General features: G+C 37.3%; 20 protein-coding genes. 8 read left to right on the top strand and 12 right to left on the bottom strand.

Features of this window, described 5'->3' with window-relative positions; all coding sequences use genetic code 11:
• Positions 1–117 precede the first annotated feature (117 nt).
• Together PFY09_RS08000 and PFY09_RS07995 are read right to left on the bottom strand one after the other, a co-directional pair.
• Positions 118–987 carry a polyphosphate kinase 2 family protein gene (locus tag PFY09_RS08000; RefSeq protein WP_076395999.1) on the bottom strand — a complete coding sequence of 290 codons (870 nt, stop codon included), beginning with the start codon at positions 985–987 and terminating at the stop codon, positions 118–120.
• Positions 988–1,136: 149 nt separating this feature from the next.
• Positions 1,137–1,631 (bottom strand): DUF1573 domain-containing protein, encoded by a 495-nt coding sequence (locus tag PFY09_RS07995; RefSeq protein ID WP_108410364.1) that lies wholly within the window; start codon positions 1,629–1,631, stop codon positions 1,137–1,139.
• A gap of 127 nt (positions 1,632–1,758) precedes the next feature.
• Between PFY09_RS07995 and PFY09_RS07990 the strand changes: the two genes are divergently transcribed.
• The 6 genes from PFY09_RS07990 (at position 1,759) to PFY09_RS07965 (ending at position 8,299) form a co-directional block, all read left to right on the top strand.
• Positions 1,759–4,374, top strand: a complete 2,616-nt coding sequence (locus PFY09_RS07990) for a valine--tRNA ligase (RefSeq protein WP_271162060.1) — start codon at positions 1,759–1,761, stop codon at positions 4,372–4,374.
• 67 nt (positions 4,375–4,441) lie between these two features.
• Positions 4,442–5,077: a DUF4241 domain-containing protein gene (locus PFY09_RS07985; RefSeq protein WP_271162059.1), complete on the top strand. Its 636-nt coding sequence runs from the start codon at positions 4,442–4,444 to the stop codon at positions 5,075–5,077.
• 84 nt (positions 5,078–5,161) lie between these two features.
• Positions 5,162–6,052 carry a PfkB family carbohydrate kinase gene (locus tag PFY09_RS07980; RefSeq protein ID WP_271162058.1) on the top strand — a complete coding sequence of 297 codons (891 nt, stop codon included), beginning with the start codon at positions 5,162–5,164 and terminating at the stop codon, positions 6,050–6,052.
• A gap of 87 nt (positions 6,053–6,139) precedes the next feature.
• Positions 6,140–6,982, top strand: a complete 843-nt coding sequence (locus tag PFY09_RS07975; RefSeq protein ID WP_271162057.1) for an alpha/beta hydrolase family protein — start codon at positions 6,140–6,142, stop codon at positions 6,980–6,982.
• A gap of 55 nt (positions 6,983–7,037) precedes the next feature.
• Entirely contained in the window at positions 7,038–7,682 is a 645-nt protein-coding gene (locus PFY09_RS07970) for an HD domain-containing protein (RefSeq protein WP_271162056.1), read from the top strand.
• 38 nt (positions 7,683–7,720) lie between these two features.
• Positions 7,721–8,299, top strand: coding sequence for a hypothetical protein (locus PFY09_RS07965; RefSeq protein WP_271162055.1), 579 nt, complete (start codon positions 7,721–7,723; stop codon positions 8,297–8,299).
• Positions 8,300–8,349: 50 nt separating this feature from the next.
• On the opposite strand, the gene PFY09_RS07960 is transcribed toward PFY09_RS07965, so the two are convergent.
• The 10 genes from PFY09_RS07960 to PFY09_RS07915 all read right to left on the bottom strand — a co-directional run bounded on the left by PFY09_RS07960 (position 8,350) and on the right by PFY09_RS07915 (position 18,648).
• Positions 8,350–8,580, bottom strand: coding sequence for a hypothetical protein (locus PFY09_RS07960; RefSeq protein WP_076395986.1), 231 nt, complete (start codon positions 8,578–8,580; stop codon positions 8,350–8,352).
• 194 nt (positions 8,581–8,774) lie between these two features.
• On the bottom strand, positions 8,775–9,665 hold the full coding sequence (locus PFY09_RS07955; RefSeq protein ID WP_271162054.1) for a DUF72 domain-containing protein: 891 nt from the start codon (positions 9,663–9,665) through the stop codon (positions 8,775–8,777).
• Between the two features lie 95 nt (positions 9,666–9,760).
• On the bottom strand, positions 9,761–11,329 hold the full coding sequence (locus tag PFY09_RS07950; protein ID WP_271162053.1) for a hypothetical protein: 1,569 nt from the start codon (positions 11,327–11,329) through the stop codon (positions 9,761–9,763).
• Positions 11,330–11,339: 10 nt separating this feature from the next.
• The gene (locus PFY09_RS07945; protein ID WP_076395980.1) at positions 11,340–11,912 is read right to left on the bottom strand and encodes a hypothetical protein; all 573 of its coding nucleotides are present in this window, start codon (positions 11,910–11,912) and stop codon (positions 11,340–11,342) included.
• A 532-nt stretch (positions 11,913–12,444) separates the two neighbouring features.
• Positions 12,445–13,266, bottom strand: a complete 822-nt coding sequence (locus PFY09_RS07940) for a hypothetical protein (RefSeq protein WP_271162052.1) — start codon at positions 13,264–13,266, stop codon at positions 12,445–12,447.
• An 18-nt stretch (positions 13,267–13,284) separates the two neighbouring features.
• Positions 13,285–14,088, bottom strand: a complete 804-nt coding sequence (locus tag PFY09_RS07935) for a hypothetical protein (RefSeq protein ID WP_271162051.1) — start codon at positions 14,086–14,088, stop codon at positions 13,285–13,287.
• 1 nt (position 14,089) lies between these two features.
• Positions 14,090–14,911, bottom strand: a complete 822-nt coding sequence (locus PFY09_RS07930) for a hypothetical protein (protein ID WP_108410354.1) — start codon at positions 14,909–14,911, stop codon at positions 14,090–14,092.
• Positions 14,912–15,175: 264 nt separating this feature from the next.
• The gene (locus tag PFY09_RS07925; protein ID WP_076395972.1) at positions 15,176–16,834 is read right to left on the bottom strand and encodes a ribonucleoside-diphosphate reductase subunit alpha; all 1,659 of its coding nucleotides are present in this window, start codon (positions 16,832–16,834) and stop codon (positions 15,176–15,178) included.
• 100 nt (positions 16,835–16,934) lie between these two features.
• On the bottom strand, positions 16,935–17,657 hold the full coding sequence (locus tag PFY09_RS07920) for a toll/interleukin-1 receptor domain-containing protein (protein WP_271162050.1): 723 nt from the start codon (positions 17,655–17,657) through the stop codon (positions 16,935–16,937).
• A 16-nt stretch (positions 17,658–17,673) separates the two neighbouring features.
• Positions 17,674–18,648 (bottom strand): ribonucleotide-diphosphate reductase subunit beta, encoded by a 975-nt coding sequence (locus tag PFY09_RS07915; protein ID WP_076395970.1) that lies wholly within the window; start codon positions 18,646–18,648, stop codon positions 17,674–17,676.
• Positions 18,649–19,077: 429 nt separating this feature from the next.
• On the opposite strand from PFY09_RS07915, the gene PFY09_RS07910 reads away from it, so the two are divergent.
• A complete protein-coding gene (locus PFY09_RS07910; protein ID WP_271162049.1) occupies positions 19,078–19,767 on the top strand; it encodes an ABC transporter ATP-binding protein in 690 nt (229 codons plus the stop codon).
• Between the two features lie 98 nt (positions 19,768–19,865).
• A complete protein-coding gene (locus PFY09_RS07905) occupies positions 19,866–21,095 on the top strand; it encodes an ABC transporter permease (RefSeq protein WP_108411578.1) in 1,230 nt (409 codons plus the stop codon).
• The last annotated feature ends 48 nt before the right edge of the window (positions 21,096–21,143 follow it).

Genomic DNA, 21,143 nt, shown 5'->3' with positions numbered 1-21,143 from the left:
ATGGTAATGACTCAAATTCATAAACAATTTTAGGATATCTAACAAAGAATAAATTAGCGAACCAAAAAGTGCTAATATTAGTGATAACAGTATTGCTTTCCAAATTGTCATATCTTTTTACTCGCTTTCCAGTTGTTTTTTTGCTTTCGCTAAATCTTCACGGTCCTCTTCCGATAATTTAGGGTACTGTAGATTCATTTTTTCTAAAGCATCAATAATAATCTGTATCGCGGCAACTCTTGCAAACCATTTATTGTCAGCCGGAAGAACATACCAAGGCGCGTAATCTTTTGAAGTCTCATTGATTGCCGTTTCGTAGCATTCCATATATTTTTCGAATAAAGCTCTCTCCGGAAGATCTGCGGCGGAAAATTTCCAGTTTTTCTCCTGTTCGTTAATTCTGTCGAGAAGTCTTTTCTTTTGTTCGTCTTTAGAAACATTCAGGAATATTTTTACAACGGTCGTTCCGTTTTGAGCAAGATGTTTTTCAAAATTTCTGATGCTTTCATAGCGGTTTTCCCAGAATTTATCGTCAAAATCTTTAACGGATTTCCATGTTTTTTCGCTTAAATTATATTCAGGATGAACTTTGCAGACCAATACACTTTCGTAATGAGATCGGTTAAAAATTCCGATCATCCCTTTTTGGGGTAGTGCTAAATAATGTCTCCATAAAAAATCATGGGTGTATTCTTTCGAAGTGGGAGTTTTGAAGCTCGTTACATTACAGCCTTGCGGATTTACTCCCCCGAAAACGTGCTCGATCATGCTGTCTTTTCCCGCGGCATCCATCGCCTGAAGTACCACCAAGAGAGACTGGCTTCCATCCGAATACAATTTCTCCTGAAGCTCACGAAGCTTTTCTTTTTCGTTTAATAATAATTGTTCCCCTTCTTCTTTAGTAAGTTTTCCTTTGTATTCTGTTGAAGCTTTTTTAATGGAAAATTTACCTTTTACCAAAAAATCGTCTGAAAAGTTAGTGTCCATGTTTATTTTAATTATTAAAAAGATTAAAGATTAATTTTGGTCATAATTTATCAGCTAAAAACCGTTAACCATCAACTAACCTAATATAAATGTAATAAAAAAACCGCCTCCATGAGACGGTTTCGTTTATTTTAGTAGAGATTTTACCATTATGCAGCAGTTTTAGCAGCAGCTTTAGCCGCTTTTTTTGCTTCTTTTTTCGCAGCTTTCGCAGCCGCTTTCTCTTCTTTAGCTTTAGCCTTCAATTCCTCTGGAGTCAATGGCTTTGGATCCGGAGCATTAGGATCTACGTTTCCTTTGATGTAGATTACACTTCTGCTGTTTACAGGGTCATTAGAAAATACTTCGATCATTTTGTTGAAACCACCGTTGATTGCAGTATTGTATCCTACCTTGATTTTAGCTGATTTTCCGGGTAGAATAGGATCTTGGCTGAATTCCGGAGTTGTACATCCGCAAGATGCTTTTACATTCGATAAAATAAGAGGCTTATCTCCTGTATTGGTTACCGTAAAGAATCTGATACCGTCTGAACTTGGCTTTACATTTCCGTAATCGAAAGTAGTTTTGTCAAACGTAATCGTTTGTGCAGATGCAATAGCGAATGTTCCGAATAATGCAATTCCTGCGATTAATTTTTTCATATTCTTGAATATTAAATATGTTGTTAGATAAATTTTGAGAAACAAAGTTAAAAATTATTTTAATTCATACTTAAAATATTTTTCTTTAGACTATTTTTGCAAATTGTAAATTAAAGTAAAAGAATTTATGCAGATTTCAGAAAAGTACAATCCACAGGAAACAGAACAAAAGTGGTACAATTACTGGTTGGAAAATAAATACTTCCATTCAGAGCCCAATGACAAGCCGCCTTATACTGTTGTAATTCCTCCGCCAAACGTTACGGGGATTTTGCACATGGGGCATATGCTTAACAATACCATTCAGGATGTGCTGGTCCGTCGTGCAAGAATGCAGGGCTTTAATGCTTGCTGGGTTCCGGGAACAGATCACGCTTCCATTGCTACGGAAGCGAAAGTGGTTGCTAAACTGAAGTCTGAAGGAGTCAATAAATCTGATATTACAAGAGAAGAGTTTTTAAAACACGCCTGGGAATGGACCGATAAATACGGAGGAACAATTCTTGAGCAGCTTAAAAAATTAGGATGTTCATGCGATTGGGACAGAACCCGTTTCACCATGGAGCCAAAACTTTCTCAGCAGGTGATTAAATCTTTTGTTGATCTTTACAACAAAGGACTCATTTACCGTGGGTACAGAATGGTAAACTGGGATCCCGAAGCAAAAACCAATATTTCCGACGAAGAAGTAATCTTTAAGGAACAGAATGGGAAATTATACTTCCTGAAATATGCCATTGAAGGCTCAGAAGAATTTCTATCAGTAGCGACAACGCGTCCGGAAACTATTTTCGGGGATACTGCAGTGTGTATCAATCCTAATGATGAGAGATACGCTCATTTAAAAGGTAAAAAAGTAATCGTACCAATCGTTAATAGAGTAATTCCGATTATAGAGGACGAATATGTAGATATCGAATTCGGAACAGGGGCTTTGAAAATTACGCCTGCTCACGACATCAATGATTACGAAATCGGACAAAAACACAATCTTCAGATGATTGATGCTTTGGATGATGACGGAAATCTGAACGATCACGGGTTGCATTACGCCGGAAAAAACAGATTCGAGGTAAGAAAGCAGATTGCGAAAGAACTGGAAGAAAAAGATCTTTTGCTGAAAGCAGAAGATTACGTAAATAAAGTAGGAACTTCAGAAAGAACAGGCGCGGTAATTGAGCCTAAAGTTTCTGTACAGTGGTTCCTGAAAATGTCTGAAATTGCAAAACCAGCTTTGGATGTTGTAATGGATGATGAGGTTAAATTTTATCCTGAAAAGTTTAAAAATACCTACAAGCACTGGATGGAAAACATCCGCGACTGGAATATTTCCCGACAGCTTTGGTGGGGACAGCAAATTCCTGCGTTCTATTATGGTGAAGGAGAAAATGATTTCGTTGTAGCCGAAAATATCGAAGAAGCATTAGAACTTGCAAAGCAAAAAACCAACAACGATCAACTGACAAAAGAGAATTTAAAACAGGACGAAGATGCTTTAGATACATGGTTCTCTTCATGGTTGTGGCCAATGTCTGTTTTTGATGGACTGCTTGATCCTGAAAACAAAGACATCAATTATTATTACCCGACTTCAGATTTGGTAACAGGTCCGGATATTATTTTCTTCTGGGTAGCAAGAATGATTATGGCAGGGTTGGAATACAGAAAAGAAGTTCCGTTTAAAAATGTTTATTTCACAGGAATTGTAAGAGATAAACAGAGAAGAAAAATGTCTAAATCTTTAGGAAACTCACCGGATCCGTTAGAATTAATGGATAAATATGGAGCAGATGGAGTTCGTGTAGGAATTTTATTAAGTTCTGCAGCAGGAAACGACCTTCTTTTTGATGAAGATCTAATGCTTCAGGGAAGAAACTTTATGTCAAAGATCTGGAGTGCATTCCGATTGATCAATTTGTGGAACCATGAAGATAAGCCTGCCAATTCAACAGAACTTCAGGCAATTGAATGGTTTGAAAATAAATTAAATAAAACAATTGCTGAGATCAACGATCAGTTTGAGAAATTCAGAATTTCTGATGCTTTGCATTTGATTTATAAATTGATTTGGGATGATTTCTGTTCTTGGTATTTAGAAGCAATCAAACCAAACTATGGAGAAGGAATTTCTAAGGAAGTTTACAATAAAACCGTTGCTCTTTTTGAGGAGTTAATAAAATTGCTTCACCCATTCATGCCTTTCCTGACAGAAGAATTATGGCAAACAATTTCAGAAAGAAAAGTTGAGGATGCTTTAATTATTGCGCAGCAAAAAAAGGCAGAAAGTTTTAATGAAGATATTATTAAAAACTTCGAATCTGCTTCAGAAATTATTTCCGGCGTTAGAAATTACCGTCAGACAAAAGGGATTTCTCCAAGAGAAGCAGCCGAAATTTATACCAATGCTTCAGAATTTCCTAACGAATCTGTGATTAAGAAATTGGCTAATGTTTCTGAAATTCATTTCGGAACAAAAACAGAGAAGCCGAGCTTTACATTTTTGGTGGGCGCAACAGAAATTTCAATTCCTTTAAGTGAAAACTTAGATTTGGGAGAAGAGAAAACGAAAACAGAAGAAGAATTAAAGTATCTGAAAGGATTCCTGATCTCTGTAGATAAAAAGCTTTCCAACGAAAAATTTGTTGCCAATGCAAAACCGGAAATTGTTGAGACTGAACGGAAAAAACAAAAAGACGCTCTCGACAAAATAGCAATTTTGGAAGAGAAGCTGAAAAGTTTATAATTTAAAGGTTTTTAAGATTAAGGTTGGGTTTTACTCAGCCTTAATTAATCTTAGCAGAAAATTAAAAATGACACATATAGAAAACATTAAAAAACTGTTCTCCAAAAACTTCGTAGAAAGTCCCTTGCTGGAAAGCTTCGAAGTTGGGAAAATTTATCTTTCCAGCGGAAAGCTCATTGCCTGTGATCCTCTTATTACAAATGATATGAAGCCATTTTCAACAGATTTTCCGAAAGGAGATTTTTCTGTTCTGCTGCATAAGGAAAGAGAAAGCAATTGTGTGGCGTATGCCGAAATCATTTTCAGCCAGTCAGAAATTACAGACTGGAAACTGGCGACAACAGAAGGGCAGAACGTAAAAGATCTTGCAGAAGGAGAAGTTTTCGGATATCCTGTGGAAAGCGGGATGGGGTGCTTTATGGATGTGGATACACAAAATAGTCTTAACGAACTGGAGCAAAGATTGTATCATAGCAAAGGAGTGGATTTTATGGGAATTTATGAAGAGTTTTTCCATGAATATTTCTTTGACGAAAAAGGAGCGATCGATCAGTTTGCCTTTTTAAAGCCCTCAGAAAATCATCCGGGAACTATTTTCGCCTTTGAGACAGGATATGGAGAAGGCTTTTATGCAAGTTATATTGCATTTGATAAAAATAATAATCCTGTAAAAATAGTAACAGAATTTATTGAAATTAGTTAATTTTAGTTAATTGTTTTTGAAATTATAATTTCATATCATAAATTTGTTAGAATCACGAAATATTAAACCCCATAAGAAACACTAATGAATTTTTCCTCAGAACAGCCAAAGATTATCGTTGTAGGCAGCTCTTCGATAGATCTTGTTTTAGAAACCGAAAAAGTTCCCTGTGAGAACGAGACGGTTATTGCCCGAAAATCCGAAAGTTACTTTGGAGGGAAAGGAGCCAATCAGGCAGTTGGCGCAGCACGTTTGGGAGCAAGCGTGTATTTTGTAGGCTGTGTGGGAATGGATCCGCTTGGTCAGCAGATCATGAGGAATATGGTGAACGAAAATGTAAACGTAGGCTTTGTCTTCGAAACAGATCGTGAATCTACCGGTACAGCTTATGTAACCACTTCAGACGGCAGTGCAGCAATTGTAGTAGTTCCGGCTGCCAATAACTATCTTAGTGTAGAACATGTAGAGGCGGCAGATAAATATTTTCATACGGCAGATCTTGTGCTTCTTCAGCTTGAAGTTTCTATGAAGGTGATAGAGTATACAGTAAAAAAAGCCAAGAAATATGGTAAAAAAGTAGGTCTGTATGCTTCGCCTGCGCAACGATTGAGCGATGAAGTTTTAAATAATATAGATTTTATTGTCGTAAAAAGCAATGAACTGCATATTGTTTTCGGAGAAGATCAGAGAGAAGAAATTCTTAAAAAATATTTCAATAAAGTTTTTGTAAGAGACGATATTAATTCTACTATTTATTTTGACGGTACGGAAATGAAGTACTGCAGAAACGATAACGATAAGACTGCTTTTAAAATGGGAATGGGAGATGGTTTCACGGTAGGATTTTCTATTGCGTTATGCCACAAAAATTCCATAGAAGAGTGTGTGAAATTCGGGAATGAAGTTTCGGCAAGAGTTTCCGCAGAAAAAGGTTCCCAATGTGGTCTTCCCAGAGTTTCAGATTTCACGTCATAAGCTATTTGGTACATATCGAAACTTTTAAACTAAACATAAAATATAAAGTAAAATTTCCACTTTTATAGTGGATTTTTTCTTTTACCCATGAAAGAGCTTAAACTTACTACATCTGATCACGTTTCAATAATTGCCCATTTGTTTTTGCCGGAAAAAAGCAATCGTAAATTGTTGCTTATAAACTCTGCAACCGGAGTAAAACAGCAGGTTTACTTTTCCTTTGCGCAGTTTTTTTCCGAAAAAGGATTTACGGTCATTACCTATGATTATCGCGGAATCGGGCTTTCAAAACCTGAAAATATGAGAGGCTTTAATGCTTCCATGAGAATCTGGGGTTGCGAAGATTTTAAAGCCGTTACAGATTATATTCAGAAAAATTTTAACGATTATCATAAGTACTGTTTAGGACATTCGGTAGGTGCATTAATTTTAGGAATGAATAAAGATGCGGAAATCTTCGAAGAGTTTTTCTTCGTGGGAACCCAGAATGCTTTTGTGGGGCATCTGAAATTCAAAACAAAAATTGAAGCTTATCTCGGTTTCGGAATTGCCCAGCCTTTAACCACCGCATTACTAGGTTATTTCCCGGGAAATTGGTTCGGACTTGGAGAAAGTCTTCCGAAAAATTGCGCATATGACTGGAGAACCTTAATTTTAAACAGAAAATCGACCAACAGATTACTGGAGAAAATTGAGGATTATTCTAAAAATTTAAATCAGAAAGTATTTGTGATTTGCGCGGAAGATGATGCGTGGCTTACTGAAAAAGGCGTAAAAAGTCTGATGAACGATACCTATCCGAATCTTCAGCCAACATACAGACTGGTGAAAATTTCAGAATCGGAAAAAGGTGAAATCGGGCACATTAATTTTTTCAGAAGTTACAATAAGAAACTGTGGAATATTATTTTGAACGAAATTCCCGGATAAATCATTTTTTCTTTTTGACAAGTTGGTCGCCAAACATTTAAATGAATTGATAGTAATGAAGAATCTGATCCAAAACACGGTAGAATTTGTAAAAGAAAAACTGGAAGGTGCAGAAGCGGGACACGACTGGTTTCACATCGAAAGAGTATGGAAATTATCCAAAAAAATTGCAGAAACAGAAAGCTGCAATCAGGAAGTTGTAGAACTGGCGGCTTTGCTTCACGATATTGCCGATCCCAAATTTCATAACGGCGATGAAACCCTTGCTTTGAAAGTTTCCCGTGAGTTTCTCGAAAGCCAGAATGCCGAAGAAGAATTAATTGAGCAGGTTTTGTTCATTATTAAAAATATTTCCTTTAAAAACAGGGGAGAAGTTCCCCAGAATCTTCCTGTTGAACTGAAAATTGTGCAGGATGCAGACCGGATTGATGCCATCGGAGCCATCGGAATCGGAAGAACGTTCAACTTCGGAGGCTTTAAAAATAATCCGATGTATGATCCCAATGTAGAGCCTAAACTCAATATGTCTAAGGAAGAATATAAAAAATCCAATGGAACCACCATCAACCATTTCTACGAAAAACTTTTGCTGCTGAAAGATATGATGAATACAGAAAAAGGAAAGGAAATTGCTGGGGAAAGACACGATTTTATGCTGAAATTCCTCGATCAGTTCTACAAAGAATGGAATGTTGAATAGTATTCTTTTGAAACCCTTTAAATAAGTATCTTTGCAGTATGGTATTTATTGTTCTGGTCATCTTCTGGGCTTCTGTTTTTTCTCTCCTGCTTTCCAAGGGGGCAGAATGGACAAAATTATTCCGCATTGTTACGATTATTTTTTCATTCTCTATCTTCACGTATTGGTTTATCAAGAAAAGCACGATAGGCATTGTAGAAAATTCCGTTGCGCTTCAGGTTATCAATAAACTTCCGCAGCCTCTGGATTTTTATGTACTTACGCTGAATGATGCTGAAACTGGTAAAGTAGTCGATACGAAACATCTGGGAACCATCCGTCCGGAATATTACAGAATAGAATATCTGAAAATGGATAAGTCTGATGAATATTGGGTGGTAGGATATTTAGGCAAAAAAAATCTTGTATACTTCTCTCAGAATTCGGTCCCGAATAAAAATATCGACCAGATTATTGAAGTTCAGAATTATATTAATCAGAGTTCAAAACTCTCGGATCTGGCAAAAAAACAGATTGATGCTTATAATCATGAGAACGTAAAACTGGGAATCTGGATTACTTTAGATTTTCTGCTTCTGTTTCTCAATATTATGCTGCTTCTGAGAAAAAGAAAATAAAAAAATCCCAATCTTTGCTGAAGGTTGGGATTTTTTATTGGGTTAAAAGATTAAGGATAATCAAGAATAATCATGATTCGTTCTTTATGCTCTTCCGGACAGTTCTTAATCAGCTTATCTTTATTGTGTTTACTGATTTGTTTCGGTTCCAGCCATTCCGTAACATCGGAACTTAAGCTGTTGTTGTCGTATGTTCTTTTTATTTTTTCGTTCTCATAAAAAGTATACTCGTCACCGAGCCAGTTGCTGGTAATACTTATTGTACAAATTTCCTTTTCCATACTGTTATTGGTTTTTATTGTGCTTTGATTAATGTAGAATCTCTTCTTTCTAATTTACTAATTATAACAATATGAATAAAGGTTTTACAGTAATTTTTTTTACAGACAAAAAAGTGAATTATTTATATTAAAAATGCACTTTTTGTTATTAATTATCCCACTTATTAGTGAATAAAATTAAAATTTGTTAAATCTTAAAATAAACTTCCTGTACTTTCTTTTGCCATTTCTGGGATGTGAATGTCTTTTTTCCACTCTTCATTCACTTTTTTGATGAAATAAGCGGAAAGCAGGGGAGAAGCTTTTTCAATATTCTGATGCACAAAAAAATACAGATTCTGCAATCCTTCGTTTTTCCATTGGGTAAGATGTTTCATCCAGTCATCCAGTCTTTCGTAGTCGCTCTCCGCGTTGGCTCCAACGTAACGGATAAATGCATTCGGTGTGGTGAGACGCATATGAAGCATATCTCTTCTTCCTGCAGTATCTACAATAATGTTGGTGATGTTGTTTTCTTCAAACAGATCGCAGGTCTTATTAAGAATCTCTTCATCGGTAAACCAGTCTGTATTTCTCAGCTCGATTGCAAGAGGAACTTCTTTTGGCCAGTTTTTTACGAATTTTTCCAGTCTTTCATAATCTTTCGGCTTGAAATTATCGTGAAGCTGAAGGAACACCATTCCCAGTTTTTCATCAAAATTTAAAACCGCAGTTGCGAACTGGGTTACCACATCGTCTATATTTAGCAGTCTTCTGAAATGGGAAACCGTATTTGTTATTTTTGGGAAAAATTTAAAATCAGCGGGAGTTTTTTCTTTCCACGTCTGTACCTGTTCCGGAGTCGGCATACCGTAAAAGGTGGCATTCAGCTCAATAGAATTAAACTGCGTTGCATAGTATGTAAGTTCATCCTTTGTTCCTTTAGGATAAAATCCTTTAAGATCTGTTTTGTTCCATTTTGCGCATCCGATGGAGATATTTTCCAGTCCTTTTTTATTTTGGTTTAAAATTTCCTTGGTTCTGGGATGATCTTTGGGTAATGTAAAATCTATCTTTGAAGGATCTTCAACTTGTCCGAATTTCATATCTGAATATTTTTAGAATTAAAATGTATAACAAATATAAAACAAAACCACAGAAATTTTCTGTGGTTTGTCTGGTTATATAATTTAGTTAAGGTTTACTTTATGCCCTGCGTTACCATTTTATTAGAAACTACCGAATAAACACAGCCGGTTGACTTTAATGTAACCGTAATGGTTGCAGGAACCGATCTGTATGCCGTGTCACCATATGGCTCAACAATATTACCGTTAGAATCTTTTAAAGTTCTGCCTTTTACGGTATACGTCATTGTTGCCGTTCCGGTAAATCCGCTTGAAGGATAGAATGTTACAATTCCTGTATTCTTATTATAGCTCCATGTTCCCTGTGGGGTTACTTTTCTGCGGTATAAAGTAAGATCGGTATCTCCCGTTTTCGTAAAACTGAATGTAGTTTTATCAATATTGTTTTTATTCCCTGTAGGCGGAGTTGTAATACTGATGGGACCTTTGTAGGCAATATCGTTATCCAAAACCGGGATCGAAACTGGCTGAAGTTTACAGGTTGTTGCCACATCATCATTCGTAACAGCGGAATAAGGCAATGTTAACTTCACATTTCGGATAATATGCTGTTGATACGCTGCTCCGGTTGATGCCGCAAAACCAAGTTTTAAAACCGCAGGTACTGCAGCATTTAAAGTCTGGTTTGTAGCCGCGCCTTCAGCATCAGAGCTGTTAAAATCTGTTACGGCAGGATTTGCATTTTCGCTGTACGGAACAGAGGTTTTGTAATGATAATAATCAATAATATTAATAGGGGTTCCGTTTTGTGTGGTTTGAATATCCACTTTTATATCAAATCCGTCTGTGGTGGTTGCCGTTACAAAGTGAGGAATCAGATCCAGGTATACTTTTCTGAATTCTCCGCTTCCGTTTCTCAGATCAAAAGTAGAAGCCAATGTATTGGTGGTGGAAGCATACGATCTGTCCGCCTGTAATATTCTTCCTACGGTTCCTGTATTGCTTAATGTAGATCGGCTTACCAGAACCGGATATCCTGTGTAGCCATCTCCTAAGCCATTGGTATTGATGGCGGCTCCTTTTGCTCCTCTCAATGTTACGTGGCTTGATCCCTGGCTCCATGTTACTCCTGTAATACCGTTAACTCTGGATTCGCCCTGAAAACGTTTTGATTTAAAATTTCCGAACTCATCCAGCGCAATCCCAAGATATGCTCCTGATAAACCAGGTTTTCTGAATGATGCAAAATCATTTTTTGCTCTGTTATAAGCATATCCCAAACCTGCACCGGAAGATCCGATTGTAGGATTGGTTACAGAACCGTCGTACAGGAAAAAAGATAAACCGTCACCATACGAACCACTGAATGGAGCACCGGATTTCATATCGTATTCAAATTCTACGTGTAAACCGTTTACCGAAGTAAAAGTTCTGCCGTTGATAAATAATCCTCCGAACTGACCTGAGCTTGCAGGGGTAAGCTGTACTCCTGTGGCAGTATGGGAAGCATTTCCCTGTATGGTAAGCTCGGATGCCGAAGAAGCATTCATTAAAGAGCTTGAATAGGAATAAAATCCGTAAATACTGGCAACTTCAGTACTGTCTGTCTGTGCGTACAGGAAAGTTGTAAGCAAAGTAAATATAAGGCTCATCACCGATAGCCCTCTGAAATTCTTTTTCATGATGGTTTACTTATTTTACGACAAAAACAATGTTAATAAAAGAAGCAGGTGTGGCGTTTGCCAGTACATCATAGTTTAAAACCCCTGTATTGCTGATGCTGTTAATCCTGAACACAGTAGAATCGTATCCTGTTACATAATAGTGAAGATCTGTTGCGTTAGGAAAGAAAGGAATCGTTGCCGGAGCGGAAGCACTTCTCGCATTGGAAGGAATATTCGAAAACTGATTTTTATACAATGTGTATAAATCTTTCGTTTGTCCTGCTGCAATGGTCGTCGTATCAAAAACAACACTTGGCATATAGAAAAATCTTGCCGAATACGGAGAAAGGCACACCCAGTCGGGAGCTGCCGGAGTTCCGACATTCTGGCTGATACATTTTTTATTGGTATCAAAAATAACCAATCCTGTTGCAGGATTAGTAACCAATGAAAGATTACTGATTCTCGGGAGTAAAAGTCCTTTTGAATTACTCGAAATGTCTAAAGAAGAACTTGGATCCGGTAAAGATGTATTGATGCCAACTTGTGCGGTAATACTGTAAGAAAGAATTACCAAAATTAGAGTGATAATTTTGTGCATTTTAGAAATAATTTTTTTGTGTTCATACCATTGATAAACTTTTTACCAATAGCTATTATTTGATTAAGGTTTCTGTGTGTTTTTTTATTTTGTAAACAAATTCATTTGTACTTATTTACAGTTATAATTTTTCATTTTGGTGTTAAAATTATGAATAGAGTGTTGTGTTTTTTTATTTATAAAATAATATTTATCTTATGATTTAAAATAGAAGTTTACTCTCCAATGTTATATTTTTAATAATAGAAACTTTATGACTGATCATTAAAAATATTCGCAAAGATACTAAAATTTTATTTTAAAAAATAATCAAAGTACAGAGATACAGTAATTTGATTCACTAATCGGGGATTGAAAGTGAATTATTTTCAATATTTACAGATGATTACGATGGGATACATATTTTTACACTCGAATGTTAAAATTATATTAAAATTTTTACAGGTTTAAAAAGTTCATTTTACAGCTTATGCAAAAATGGATTTATTTCTTCTTTAGCCTTATTATTTTCTAAGCTAAAATGTTGCGTAATCTACTGTCCTAAATAAACAAAAATATAGGCAGATAAATATTTTGGCTGAAGATTAAGCGGTGTGCCGGATCCTCCTGTAAAAACCGAGAATGTATGGGTATGTGCTCCTGCCGATGAGGTGGTAGAAGTAGTAGAATCATTATCCACAACCGTTTTGGTACTTCCTGCCTCAACACTGTTTACCGTTCCGCTGGCTCTGTCGTTATAAGTGTGGTTATGAGCTCCGGTGCTTGAAGTTGTTGCATTATAAGTAACATTCGGAAGGTTTGCCTGTGTAAGTACAACTGAAGTGTTTCCACCCGCAGCTCCTAAGGTCTCAGAAGCTGATTTTGCTTTCAGATATCTGTCTGCACTGTTGGGAAGTGATGATGAAAAACCTAATAATGATGCAGCAGATTGCGCAGAAACAGATAAGGTAGAAATTGCTCTTCCGTCCAGAAGATACCATCCGTCATGATCGGTTGCCACACTGCTGTATTTTATATCACCTACAGTAGGAGTCTGTACTTCCATTTTATTCCATGACGTTCCGTCATTGTAATAAATTCCCGGGGTTACACTTGTAAGAGTGGTTGCTGTGGAAGTATTGGTGTTATAAACCGTCATTCCTGCAATATGACTCGGTAACGGACTCGGATTGTCTGTTGTTACCAGTGAGACTTTCGGCATCAAAAGACCTTTATTGTTATTTTGAGAGTAAAGTTCAAGCTGTGCATTGGGATTCGGGGTTGGATTGCCGGAGGTTCCGTTGGTAATTAAAACCTGGGCATCAGAAGAAGAAGCGACAGAAATCAGTATAACAGCGAAAATTAATTTTTTCATTGTTTAAAATTATTTGTGTTATTTTCCGAGATAAATAAAATACTGTACAACCAAATGTTTTGGATATTGCGTGATTGCCGTATTCGTTCCACCACTCGCAACAGAAATAGTATGACTGTGATCTCCTGCGGCTGCGGTAGTCCTTGTTTCCGTATCAATTGTTCTTGTAGTATTGATGCTTCCCGCATTGTAGTTCCAGTAGTTGACTCCTCGATTGGTATAGTTGTGAGTATGCGCTCCTGAAGATGCCGTAGTTCCTGTAATATTTACATTGGGAAGATTAGCCTGTGCAATGGAATAAGAATTGCTTCCTCCTGTTGCAGCGATGGCTTCGGATGTATTTTTGCCTTTTAAAATTCGGTCATTTGAACTAGGGAGGGTAGTGCTGAAGCCTAAAGCGACCGCATTGGTCTGGCTTACTGCCGGTAAAGTAGAAACAGTACGTCCGTTCAGCAGATACCATCCGTCATGATCTGTATTTGCCATGCTGGATTTTATATCTCCTACTTTAGGAAGATCATTGTTGATAGACATCAGTACCCACTTTGTTCCGTCGTTGTAATATAATCCGGGAATTACATTATTGGGAGCTGTTCCGGCAGTTGCTGTATTGTAAACCCACATTCCTTCTACATTGCTTCCAAAAGGGGTAGCAGAGATTGTTGATGTTAAGGCTACGCTATTCATAAGAAGACCTTTATTGGTACTGCTCAGCTCTAAAACAGCAGAGCTGGAAGGATTATTTATTCCTATTCCAACTTGTGCTTTGTGGGCAGTAAAAAAAAATAATGCGATATAAGGGTATAAAAATTTAGCTTTCATATTAACTTCCTAGATAAATAAATACATTAGTAACGATGTTGTTTGGCTGTAAAGCTACAGGCTGGCTGCTTCCCAATGTAAAACTTAATGTGTGGGTATGATTCCCATCTGTGGTCGTGGTATCATTTACACTGGAATTATCAGAAATCGGATTGTTGGTTCCTGATACGACACCGTTTGTTGTAGAATTTAAAGGATTGTCTGTATACGTATGCGTATGATTTCCTGTAGTATTGGTTACTCCTGTGAAATTCACATTGGGTAAATTAGCCTGCGTTAAAGTAAAAGTATCGCTTCCGGATGCCGCTGCAAGATTGTCTGTTCCGCTTGTGTTTTTAAGAAAACGGTCCGTAGCATCAGGCAGATTGACAGTAAAGCCTAAAGCAGTTGCTCTTGCTCTGGGATTGGCAGATAAAGTACTTATCGCTCTTCCGTTAAGAAGATACCATCCCTTATGATCAGCGGTTTGAAATCCGTTTTTAATGTCTCCTACTTTGGGTGTTTTTGTGGATAATTTTACCCAGCCTGTTCCTGTATTGTAATATAATCCGGGAGTAACGTTGTTAGGAGAAGTTCCTGCCGTTGCGGTGTTGTACACAATCATTCCCGAAACATGAGCACTCATCGGAGCCGCTAATGTGGTGGACTGAAGAGCAATTCTGGTAAGCAGGAAACCTTTGTTGTTGGATGAATTTTCAAGTTGTAAAATACTTTCAGAATTAACTGTTCCGGAGGAATTTGAAATTTTTACCTGAGCATTAGACTGAAAAGAAGTGAATAGAATTAATACAATAATCCCATTCGCTTTAAAATATTTCCTCATAGCATTTGTTTGAAATAATTTTTGTGTTATTTTTTGCAAATGTATGAAAAAATATATTTTACTGTCAATTGAAAATCAACGCTGTAATCAGGAATATTTATCTATAAAGAATAGTCTTTACATATTTCCTTTATTCATGGCAGATTATACAGCATATTTTATAACAGATTATGAAATTAATACAATATTAATTTTTTCTTAACATAAAAAAGCACGCTTAAAAAAGCGTGCGGGTGAATATGTAATGTTTATTATTTGAGAATCTTATGCTTCACAAGCGGTGCAGGTAACAAAATTTACCATCATTTCTTTAGAAACAGAAGAACTTCTTTGATAATAAAGGGTTTTTACGCCTTTTTTCCATGCTTCGATATAAAGATAGTTCACATCTTTTACCGGCATTGTAGAAGGGATCTGCAGATTCAGAGACTGCGCCTGATCAATGTATTGTTGTCTTTGGGCTGCCTGAGAAATAATCTCCATCGGAGAAATTTCCTTGAATGTTTTAAACACTGCTTTCTCTTCATCCGTTAACTCTTTCAAATGTTGTACCGAACCGTGATTCAACATGATCGTTCTCCACGTTTCTTCGTTATCAAGCCCTTTTTCCTCCAGTAATTTTGCAAGATATTTATTCTTACGCATGAAGTTTCCTTTCGCAAGACCTGCTTTATAATAATTCGAAGCAAACGGCTCAATTCCCGGAGAAGTCTGTCCTAAAATCGCTGAACTTGACGTTGTAGGAGCAATAGCCATGGTTGTCGTATTTCTCAATCCGTAACCTTTCAGCAATTCTGGCTCTCCGTAAATATTGGCAAGCTCTCTTGAAGCCTGTTCCGCCTGTTCTTTGATTCTTCTGAACGCTCTTGCATTGAATTGTGTAGCCTCAAAACTTTCAAAAGGAATCATATTTTTCTGAAGGTAAGAATGATATCCTAAAACTCCTAAACCAAGCGCTCTGTGACGCATTGCGAAGTTTCTTGCTCCCTGAAGATAATAGTTTCCTTCCGTTTTATCAATAAACTCAGATAAAACAGCATCTAAGAAATAGATTGCTAATTTCACAGCATCCGTATCTTTCCATTCATCATACAATTCCAAGTTCATGGAAGATAAACAGCAGATGAAAGACTCTTCTCTTGTTGAAGGAAGCATGATTTCAGAACAAAGGTTACTTGCATTTACAGTAAGTCCTAAGTCTTTGTAAACCTGTGGTTTATTTCTGTTAACGTTATCCGTAAAGAAAATGTAAGGAAGCCCTTTTTGCTGGCGGCTTTCCAGTACTCTTGCCCAGACTTTACGCTTTTCCATATCGCCATCGATCATATCCTGCATCCAGTAATCCGGAACGCAAACTCCTGTAAATAAATTCTGGATCGGACTTCCGATGTCTTTGATGGATAAAAATTCTTCAATATCTCCGTGGTCGATGTCTAAATAAGCTGCAAAAGCCCCTCTTCTTACGCCACCCTGAGAAACAACGTCCATTGCCGTATCAAACAGTTTCATGAAAGAAACCGCTCCCGAAGATTTTCCGTTGTCGGTAACCGCAGTTCCTCTGTTACGAAGTTCCCCGAAATATCCTGAAGTTCCGCCCCCGATTTTGGTCTGCATGATGACTTCGCCCATTTTGTGGGTAATTCCCTCAATGCTGTCCGGAATGTGAACATTGAAACACGAAATAGGAAGACCTCTCTGTGTTCCCATATTTGCCCAAACCGGCGATGAGAAACTTATCCATCCTTTCGTGATCATTTCCTTGAAAGCAGGCTGAAGTTCCGGCTTGTATAATCTTTTGGCAGCAGCAGTGGTAATCCTGTCGATGGCTCCGTCTACAGTTTCACCCTTCAGCAAATAGCCTCTGTTCAGCATTTGCTCAGACTCTTCATTGAGCCACCATATGTTGTTGTTTTGTTCTTCCATTGTTGTTGTATATTTTCGAATTCCCGAGCGGTTTGAAGGCTCAGGAATTTTGTTTTATTTAATTATTTGTCATTGCGAGGAACGAAGCAATCTTTTGTTTTTACGCTTCAATTAATGTATCCTCTTGAGTTACTAATTCAGCTAACTTAGCAGCAATTTCTGTCATTGTCTCTTCAGCAGTACTTAAACCGCTTCTTGAACCAAGCAATGGACTCACGTTACGTAAATGCTCGTAAGTCGTATTGTGAACAATTGGAATAAGTAAATCACGAGCCAATAAAGCAGATAGCTCTTTATCTGCAATTCCTCCATTCTTAATGCGATTAAGAAATGAAGGCGTAACTAACACTATACCCACTTTAGATTTTGCTAATCCTTTATCAATTTCACGTAATAAAGGTGAACCTAACAAAACATCTTTTTCACTAAACCAGACAGAAACACCTTTTGACTCTAATAGATCATATAATTCTTTAGCAGACTCTTTACGATCATCCCAAGCATGGCAAAGGAAAATATCACATAAGTCTGGTAAATTAGAACGTTTTTCAACATTTTCACGTACAGGTGTAAGAGTTTTTATCTCTTCTGGTGTATATAATATAGTTGAACTGATTGGAGACCAACTAGCTTTTTTACTTCTTGATTTATTTCCACTACTATTAGAACCACTACTACCTGAACCACCTGAAGAAGTTGAGGATGAAGGTGAATAATAAGAAGGAGAGTAATAACTACGACTATAGCGACTACTACACGCAGGACAGTTTTCTGCTGCACTTGCTGAGCGATGACCATGAATTGGTGCTGTACATCTTGCCATTTTTTTAATTTAAAATTTAAAACAAATCGTTCGCAGTAATACTCTTATCGTGCTTTGTATAATCTACCGGTCTTTTTGCAAAGAAATCATCCATAGAATTAGCAAAAACTTCCTCTTCAAACCAAACCATCGGTCTGTACTGTTCCGGAGTTACGTTGTATCTTGTTTTCATGTTGATCTTCTTTAAACTGTCGTCTACGCGGTATTTCATGAAGTTTAAAAGATCTTCTTTAGAAACATTGTCGATTTCACCCAGTTCAAAGATCCAGCTTAAAATATCTCCTTCTCTTTCGATCGATTCATCAACCAAAGTATAAATATCTTCGATATCGCTGTCTGTTAAAAGATCTGGCTGTTCTTCTCTGATTTTGTTGATTAAGAAAATTCCTGCATTGGCATGGATCTGCTCATCTACGGAAGTCCATGCGATGATGTTGGAAACATTTTTCATAAACCCTTTAAATCTTGTGAAAGAAAGGATAATGGCAAATTGAGAGAAAAGAGAAACGTTTTCTACCAGAATACTGAAAAGTAATAATGCAGAAACATATTCTTTCGGTGTTGCAGAATTCGCGTGTCTTAAGGCATTTCCTAAAAATTCAATTCTGCTTTTTACGGCAGGAATTTCAACTACGTTAAGGAACTCATCGTTATATCCCAAAACTTCCAATAATCGGGAATATGCTTCCGAGTGACGGAATTCGCATTCTGCAAAAGTCGCTCCCAAACCATTCAGCTCAGGCTTTGGAAGGTGAGTGTACAGATTTCCCCAGAATGTCTTTACAGACACCTCAATCTGTGCAATGGCTAAAAGTGCATTTTTTACAGCGTGTTTTTCGTGCGGCTCCAACTGCGAATGAAAATCCTGAACATCTGCAGTAAAGTCCACTTCGGAATGCACCCAGAACGATTTGTTGATTGCCTCTACAAATTGAAGAACCTCAGGGTATTCAAATGGCTTGTAACTTACTCTCTTATCAAAAATTCCCATATTAAAAATGTCTTAAAAAATTAAAATAAATAGATCAATGTGGATAACGTTCAAAAAATAATCAATATTCTGATTTGGTGTAACTTATGTGTGAAAGTTATTAACCACGGAAGCGATTTATTTTTTGATCTGTGCAAGTACAAAGTTCGAAAAAAAGAACTGTAATAAAAAGGGCGAAACACTAATTCGTTGAGTTTTAGCCTTAAAAGTTTTCCACATTTACATGAAAGCCCCTTAAATATTGACTTACAAAGTATTATGTTAACAAAAACGTGATTATAGGCAGAATTTAATTAAACAAAAAAATAAAAAGTGCTTTGAATAAAGAGTTTATCTGTTAAACAATTAATTAAATAAAGATTTTTTCAATATTCGTAACAAATTAAAAATTCTGTCTACTTATTGGGTATAAAAAACATACACCGCTTAATGTTAGTAATTCAGGATTTACATAAATCATACGATACCGGAAAAAGTAAGCTGCACGTTCTCAAGGGAATTAATCTTACGATTTCCGAAGGCGAATTTGTATCCATCATGGGAAGTTCGGGTTCAGGGAAATCCACACTTCTTAATATTATTGGTATTCTCGATGAAAAAGATTCCGGAACGTATGAGCTGGACGGAGTTCCTATTGAACATCTGTCTGAAGTAAAAGCTGCCGAGTACAGAAGTAAGTTTCTGGGATTTATTTTTCAGTCTTTCAATCTTATCGGCTACAAAACAGCTTTGGATAATGTCGCGCTTCCGCTGTATTATCAGAATGTTCCGCGAAAAGAGCGAAATCAGAAAGCCATGGAATATCTGGAAAAAGTAGGATTGGCTCAGTGGGCAAATCATTTACCGAACGAGCTTTCCGGAGGACAGAAACAGAGAGTTGCCATCGCAAGAGCTTTAATTACCGATCCGAAAGTGGTGCTTGCCGATGAACCGACCGGAGCATTGGATTCCAAAACCACGCATGACATTATGAAACTGCTTCAGGATATCAACAATGAAGGAAGAACCATCATCGTAGTTACCCACGAACCCGATGTAGCAGCGCAGACAAAAAGAAATGTTATTCTTCGCGACGGAATTATTGAAAGTGATGAGTTTATTAAGCAGTTGGTGCTGTGAGGCAGGAGGCTGGAAGAAAGAAGTTTAATTAATAGAATAAATCAGCGGAAAGGCGGAAGAACCTCAATCATCCCGCTTCCCGCTTCAAACCTAAGAATATGTTCGATTTAGATCGTTGGCAGGAAATATTCAGTTCCATTCGCAGTAATGTATTGCGAACGGTACTTTCCGGTTTTACTGTGGCTTTGGGATTATTTATTTTCATTGTTCTTTTCGGAATCGGAACAGGGCTGCAAAATGCTTTTACACAAGGTTTTGCGAGAGATGCCCAGAACCTTATTTCCATTGTAACAGGAAAAACAACGATTGCTTACAACGGTCTGCAATCCGATCGTCTCGTTACAATGAATAATGATGACTACGATTTTCTGGTGAATGTTGATAAAGAAAAAGTAGGAAGCTCTACGCCGAGATATACCTCGAATTTGCTGGTAAAATATGGCAAAGAAAGCGGGAATTATCAGATTAACGGGGCAAAACCCGAAGAGCAGATCATCGAAAACCGAAAAATGCTGGAAGGTCGTTATCTTACCCCGACCGATCTGGAAAGAAAGCAGAACGTTGCCGTAATCGGAAGAATGGTGCAGCGTGACCTTATAAAAAACGGAAGCCCGGTTGGGAAAGAGCTAAATATCAACGGAACCATGTTTAAAGTGGTCGGAGTTTTCTCAGACGACGGCGGAGACTGGGACGAAAGACACATTACCGTGCCGATTACTACTTTGCAGCAAATGAAAAAAGGCTCAGACACCGTAAGCATCAATTATATTGCGTATAGCGATAAATTAACTCCGGAACAGGCAATTAAATATGGTGATGAATTAAAATCAAGACTGAAAGCCCGAAAAAATGTAGCGCCTGATGACGAAAACGGAATCAGAGTCTGGAACAACGCCCAGAATATGAACGACACTTTTGCTTTCATGGCAGTACTTACAGGAATTGTAGGTTTCATCGGATTGGGAACTCTCGCGGCAGGAATTATCGGGATCAGCAACATTATGGTGTACATCGTAAAAGAAAGAACCAAAGAAATAGGAGTCCGTAAAGCAATTGGTGCAAAACCAAAAAGCATCGTTGCGCTTATCGTTCAGGAAAGTGTGGTGATTACCGTAATTTCAGGATTAATAGGAGTGGGACTCGGCGTTCTGGCTTTATATTTAATCGGAGATAATCTGGAAGAATACTTCATTAAAAATCCGAGTGTAGGATGGGGACACATCATAGCCGCATTCATTGCACTGGTGTTTTCAGGACTGATTGCAGGATTTGTTCCCGCGTACAGAGCCTCAAAAATCAAACCTATTGAAGCATTGAGAACGGAATGATGAAAAAAAGTAAATGGTGAATTTTGTTTAGCAAGTGAATTTAGCTAT

The sequence above is a fragment of the Chryseobacterium gambrini genome (assembly GCF_027920505.1).
Classification (GTDB): Bacteria; Bacteroidota; Bacteroidia; order Flavobacteriales; family Weeksellaceae; genus Chryseobacterium; species Chryseobacterium gambrini.
Note: the sequence above shows the minus strand (reverse complement) of the source record. Positions and strands in the feature narration are given on the sequence as shown.

Bases quoted from the DNA above. Each gene is read 5' to 3' on its own strand.
- PFY09_RS08000 (WP_076395999.1), bottom strand. From the start codon at position 987: ATGGACACTAACTTTTCAGACGATTTTTTGGTAAAAGGTAAATTTTCC.
- PFY09_RS07995 (WP_108410364.1), bottom strand. From the start codon at position 1,631: ATGAAAAAATTAATCGCAGGAATTGCATTATTCGGAACATTCGCTATT.
- PFY09_RS07990 (WP_271162060.1), top strand. From the start codon at position 1,759: ATGCAGATTTCAGAAAAGTACAATCCACAGGAAACAGAACAAAAGTGG.
- PFY09_RS07985 (WP_271162059.1), top strand. From the start codon at position 4,442: ATGACACATATAGAAAACATTAAAAAACTGTTCTCCAAAAACTTCGTA.
- PFY09_RS07980 (WP_271162058.1), top strand. From the start codon at position 5,162: ATGAATTTTTCCTCAGAACAGCCAAAGATTATCGTTGTAGGCAGCTCT.
- PFY09_RS07975 (WP_271162057.1), top strand. From the start codon at position 6,140: ATGAAAGAGCTTAAACTTACTACATCTGATCACGTTTCAATAATTGCC.
- PFY09_RS07970 (WP_271162056.1), top strand. From the start codon at position 7,038: ATGAAGAATCTGATCCAAAACACGGTAGAATTTGTAAAAGAAAAACTG.
- PFY09_RS07965 (WP_271162055.1), top strand. From the start codon at position 7,721: ATGGTATTTATTGTTCTGGTCATCTTCTGGGCTTCTGTTTTTTCTCTC.
- PFY09_RS07960 (WP_076395986.1), bottom strand. From the start codon at position 8,580: ATGGAAAAGGAAATTTGTACAATAAGTATTACCAGCAACTGGCTCGGT.
- PFY09_RS07955 (WP_271162054.1), bottom strand. From the start codon at position 9,665: ATGAAATTCGGACAAGTTGAAGATCCTTCAAAGATAGATTTTACATTA.
- PFY09_RS07950 (WP_271162053.1), bottom strand. From the start codon at position 11,329: ATGAAAAAGAATTTCAGAGGGCTATCGGTGATGAGCCTTATATTTACT.
- PFY09_RS07945 (WP_076395980.1), bottom strand. From the start codon at position 11,912: ATGCACAAAATTATCACTCTAATTTTGGTAATTCTTTCTTACAGTATT.
- PFY09_RS07940 (WP_271162052.1), bottom strand. From the start codon at position 13,266: ATGAAAAAATTAATTTTCGCTGTTATACTGATTTCTGTCGCTTCTTCT.
- PFY09_RS07935 (WP_271162051.1), bottom strand. From the start codon at position 14,088: ATGAAAGCTAAATTTTTATACCCTTATATCGCATTATTTTTTTTTACT.
- PFY09_RS07930 (WP_108410354.1), bottom strand. From the start codon at position 14,911: ATGAGGAAATATTTTAAAGCGAATGGGATTATTGTATTAATTCTATTC.
- PFY09_RS07925 (WP_076395972.1), bottom strand. From the start codon at position 16,834: ATGGAAGAACAAAACAACAACATATGGTGGCTCAATGAAGAGTCTGAG.
- PFY09_RS07920 (WP_271162050.1), bottom strand. From the start codon at position 17,657: ATGGCAAGATGTACAGCACCAATTCATGGTCATCGCTCAGCAAGTGCA.
- PFY09_RS07915 (WP_076395970.1), bottom strand. From the start codon at position 18,648: ATGGGAATTTTTGATAAGAGAGTAAGTTACAAGCCATTTGAATACCCT.
- PFY09_RS07910 (WP_271162049.1), top strand. From the start codon at position 19,078: ATGTTAGTAATTCAGGATTTACATAAATCATACGATACCGGAAAAAGT.
- PFY09_RS07905 (WP_108411578.1), top strand. From the start codon at position 19,866: ATGTTCGATTTAGATCGTTGGCAGGAAATATTCAGTTCCATTCGCAGT.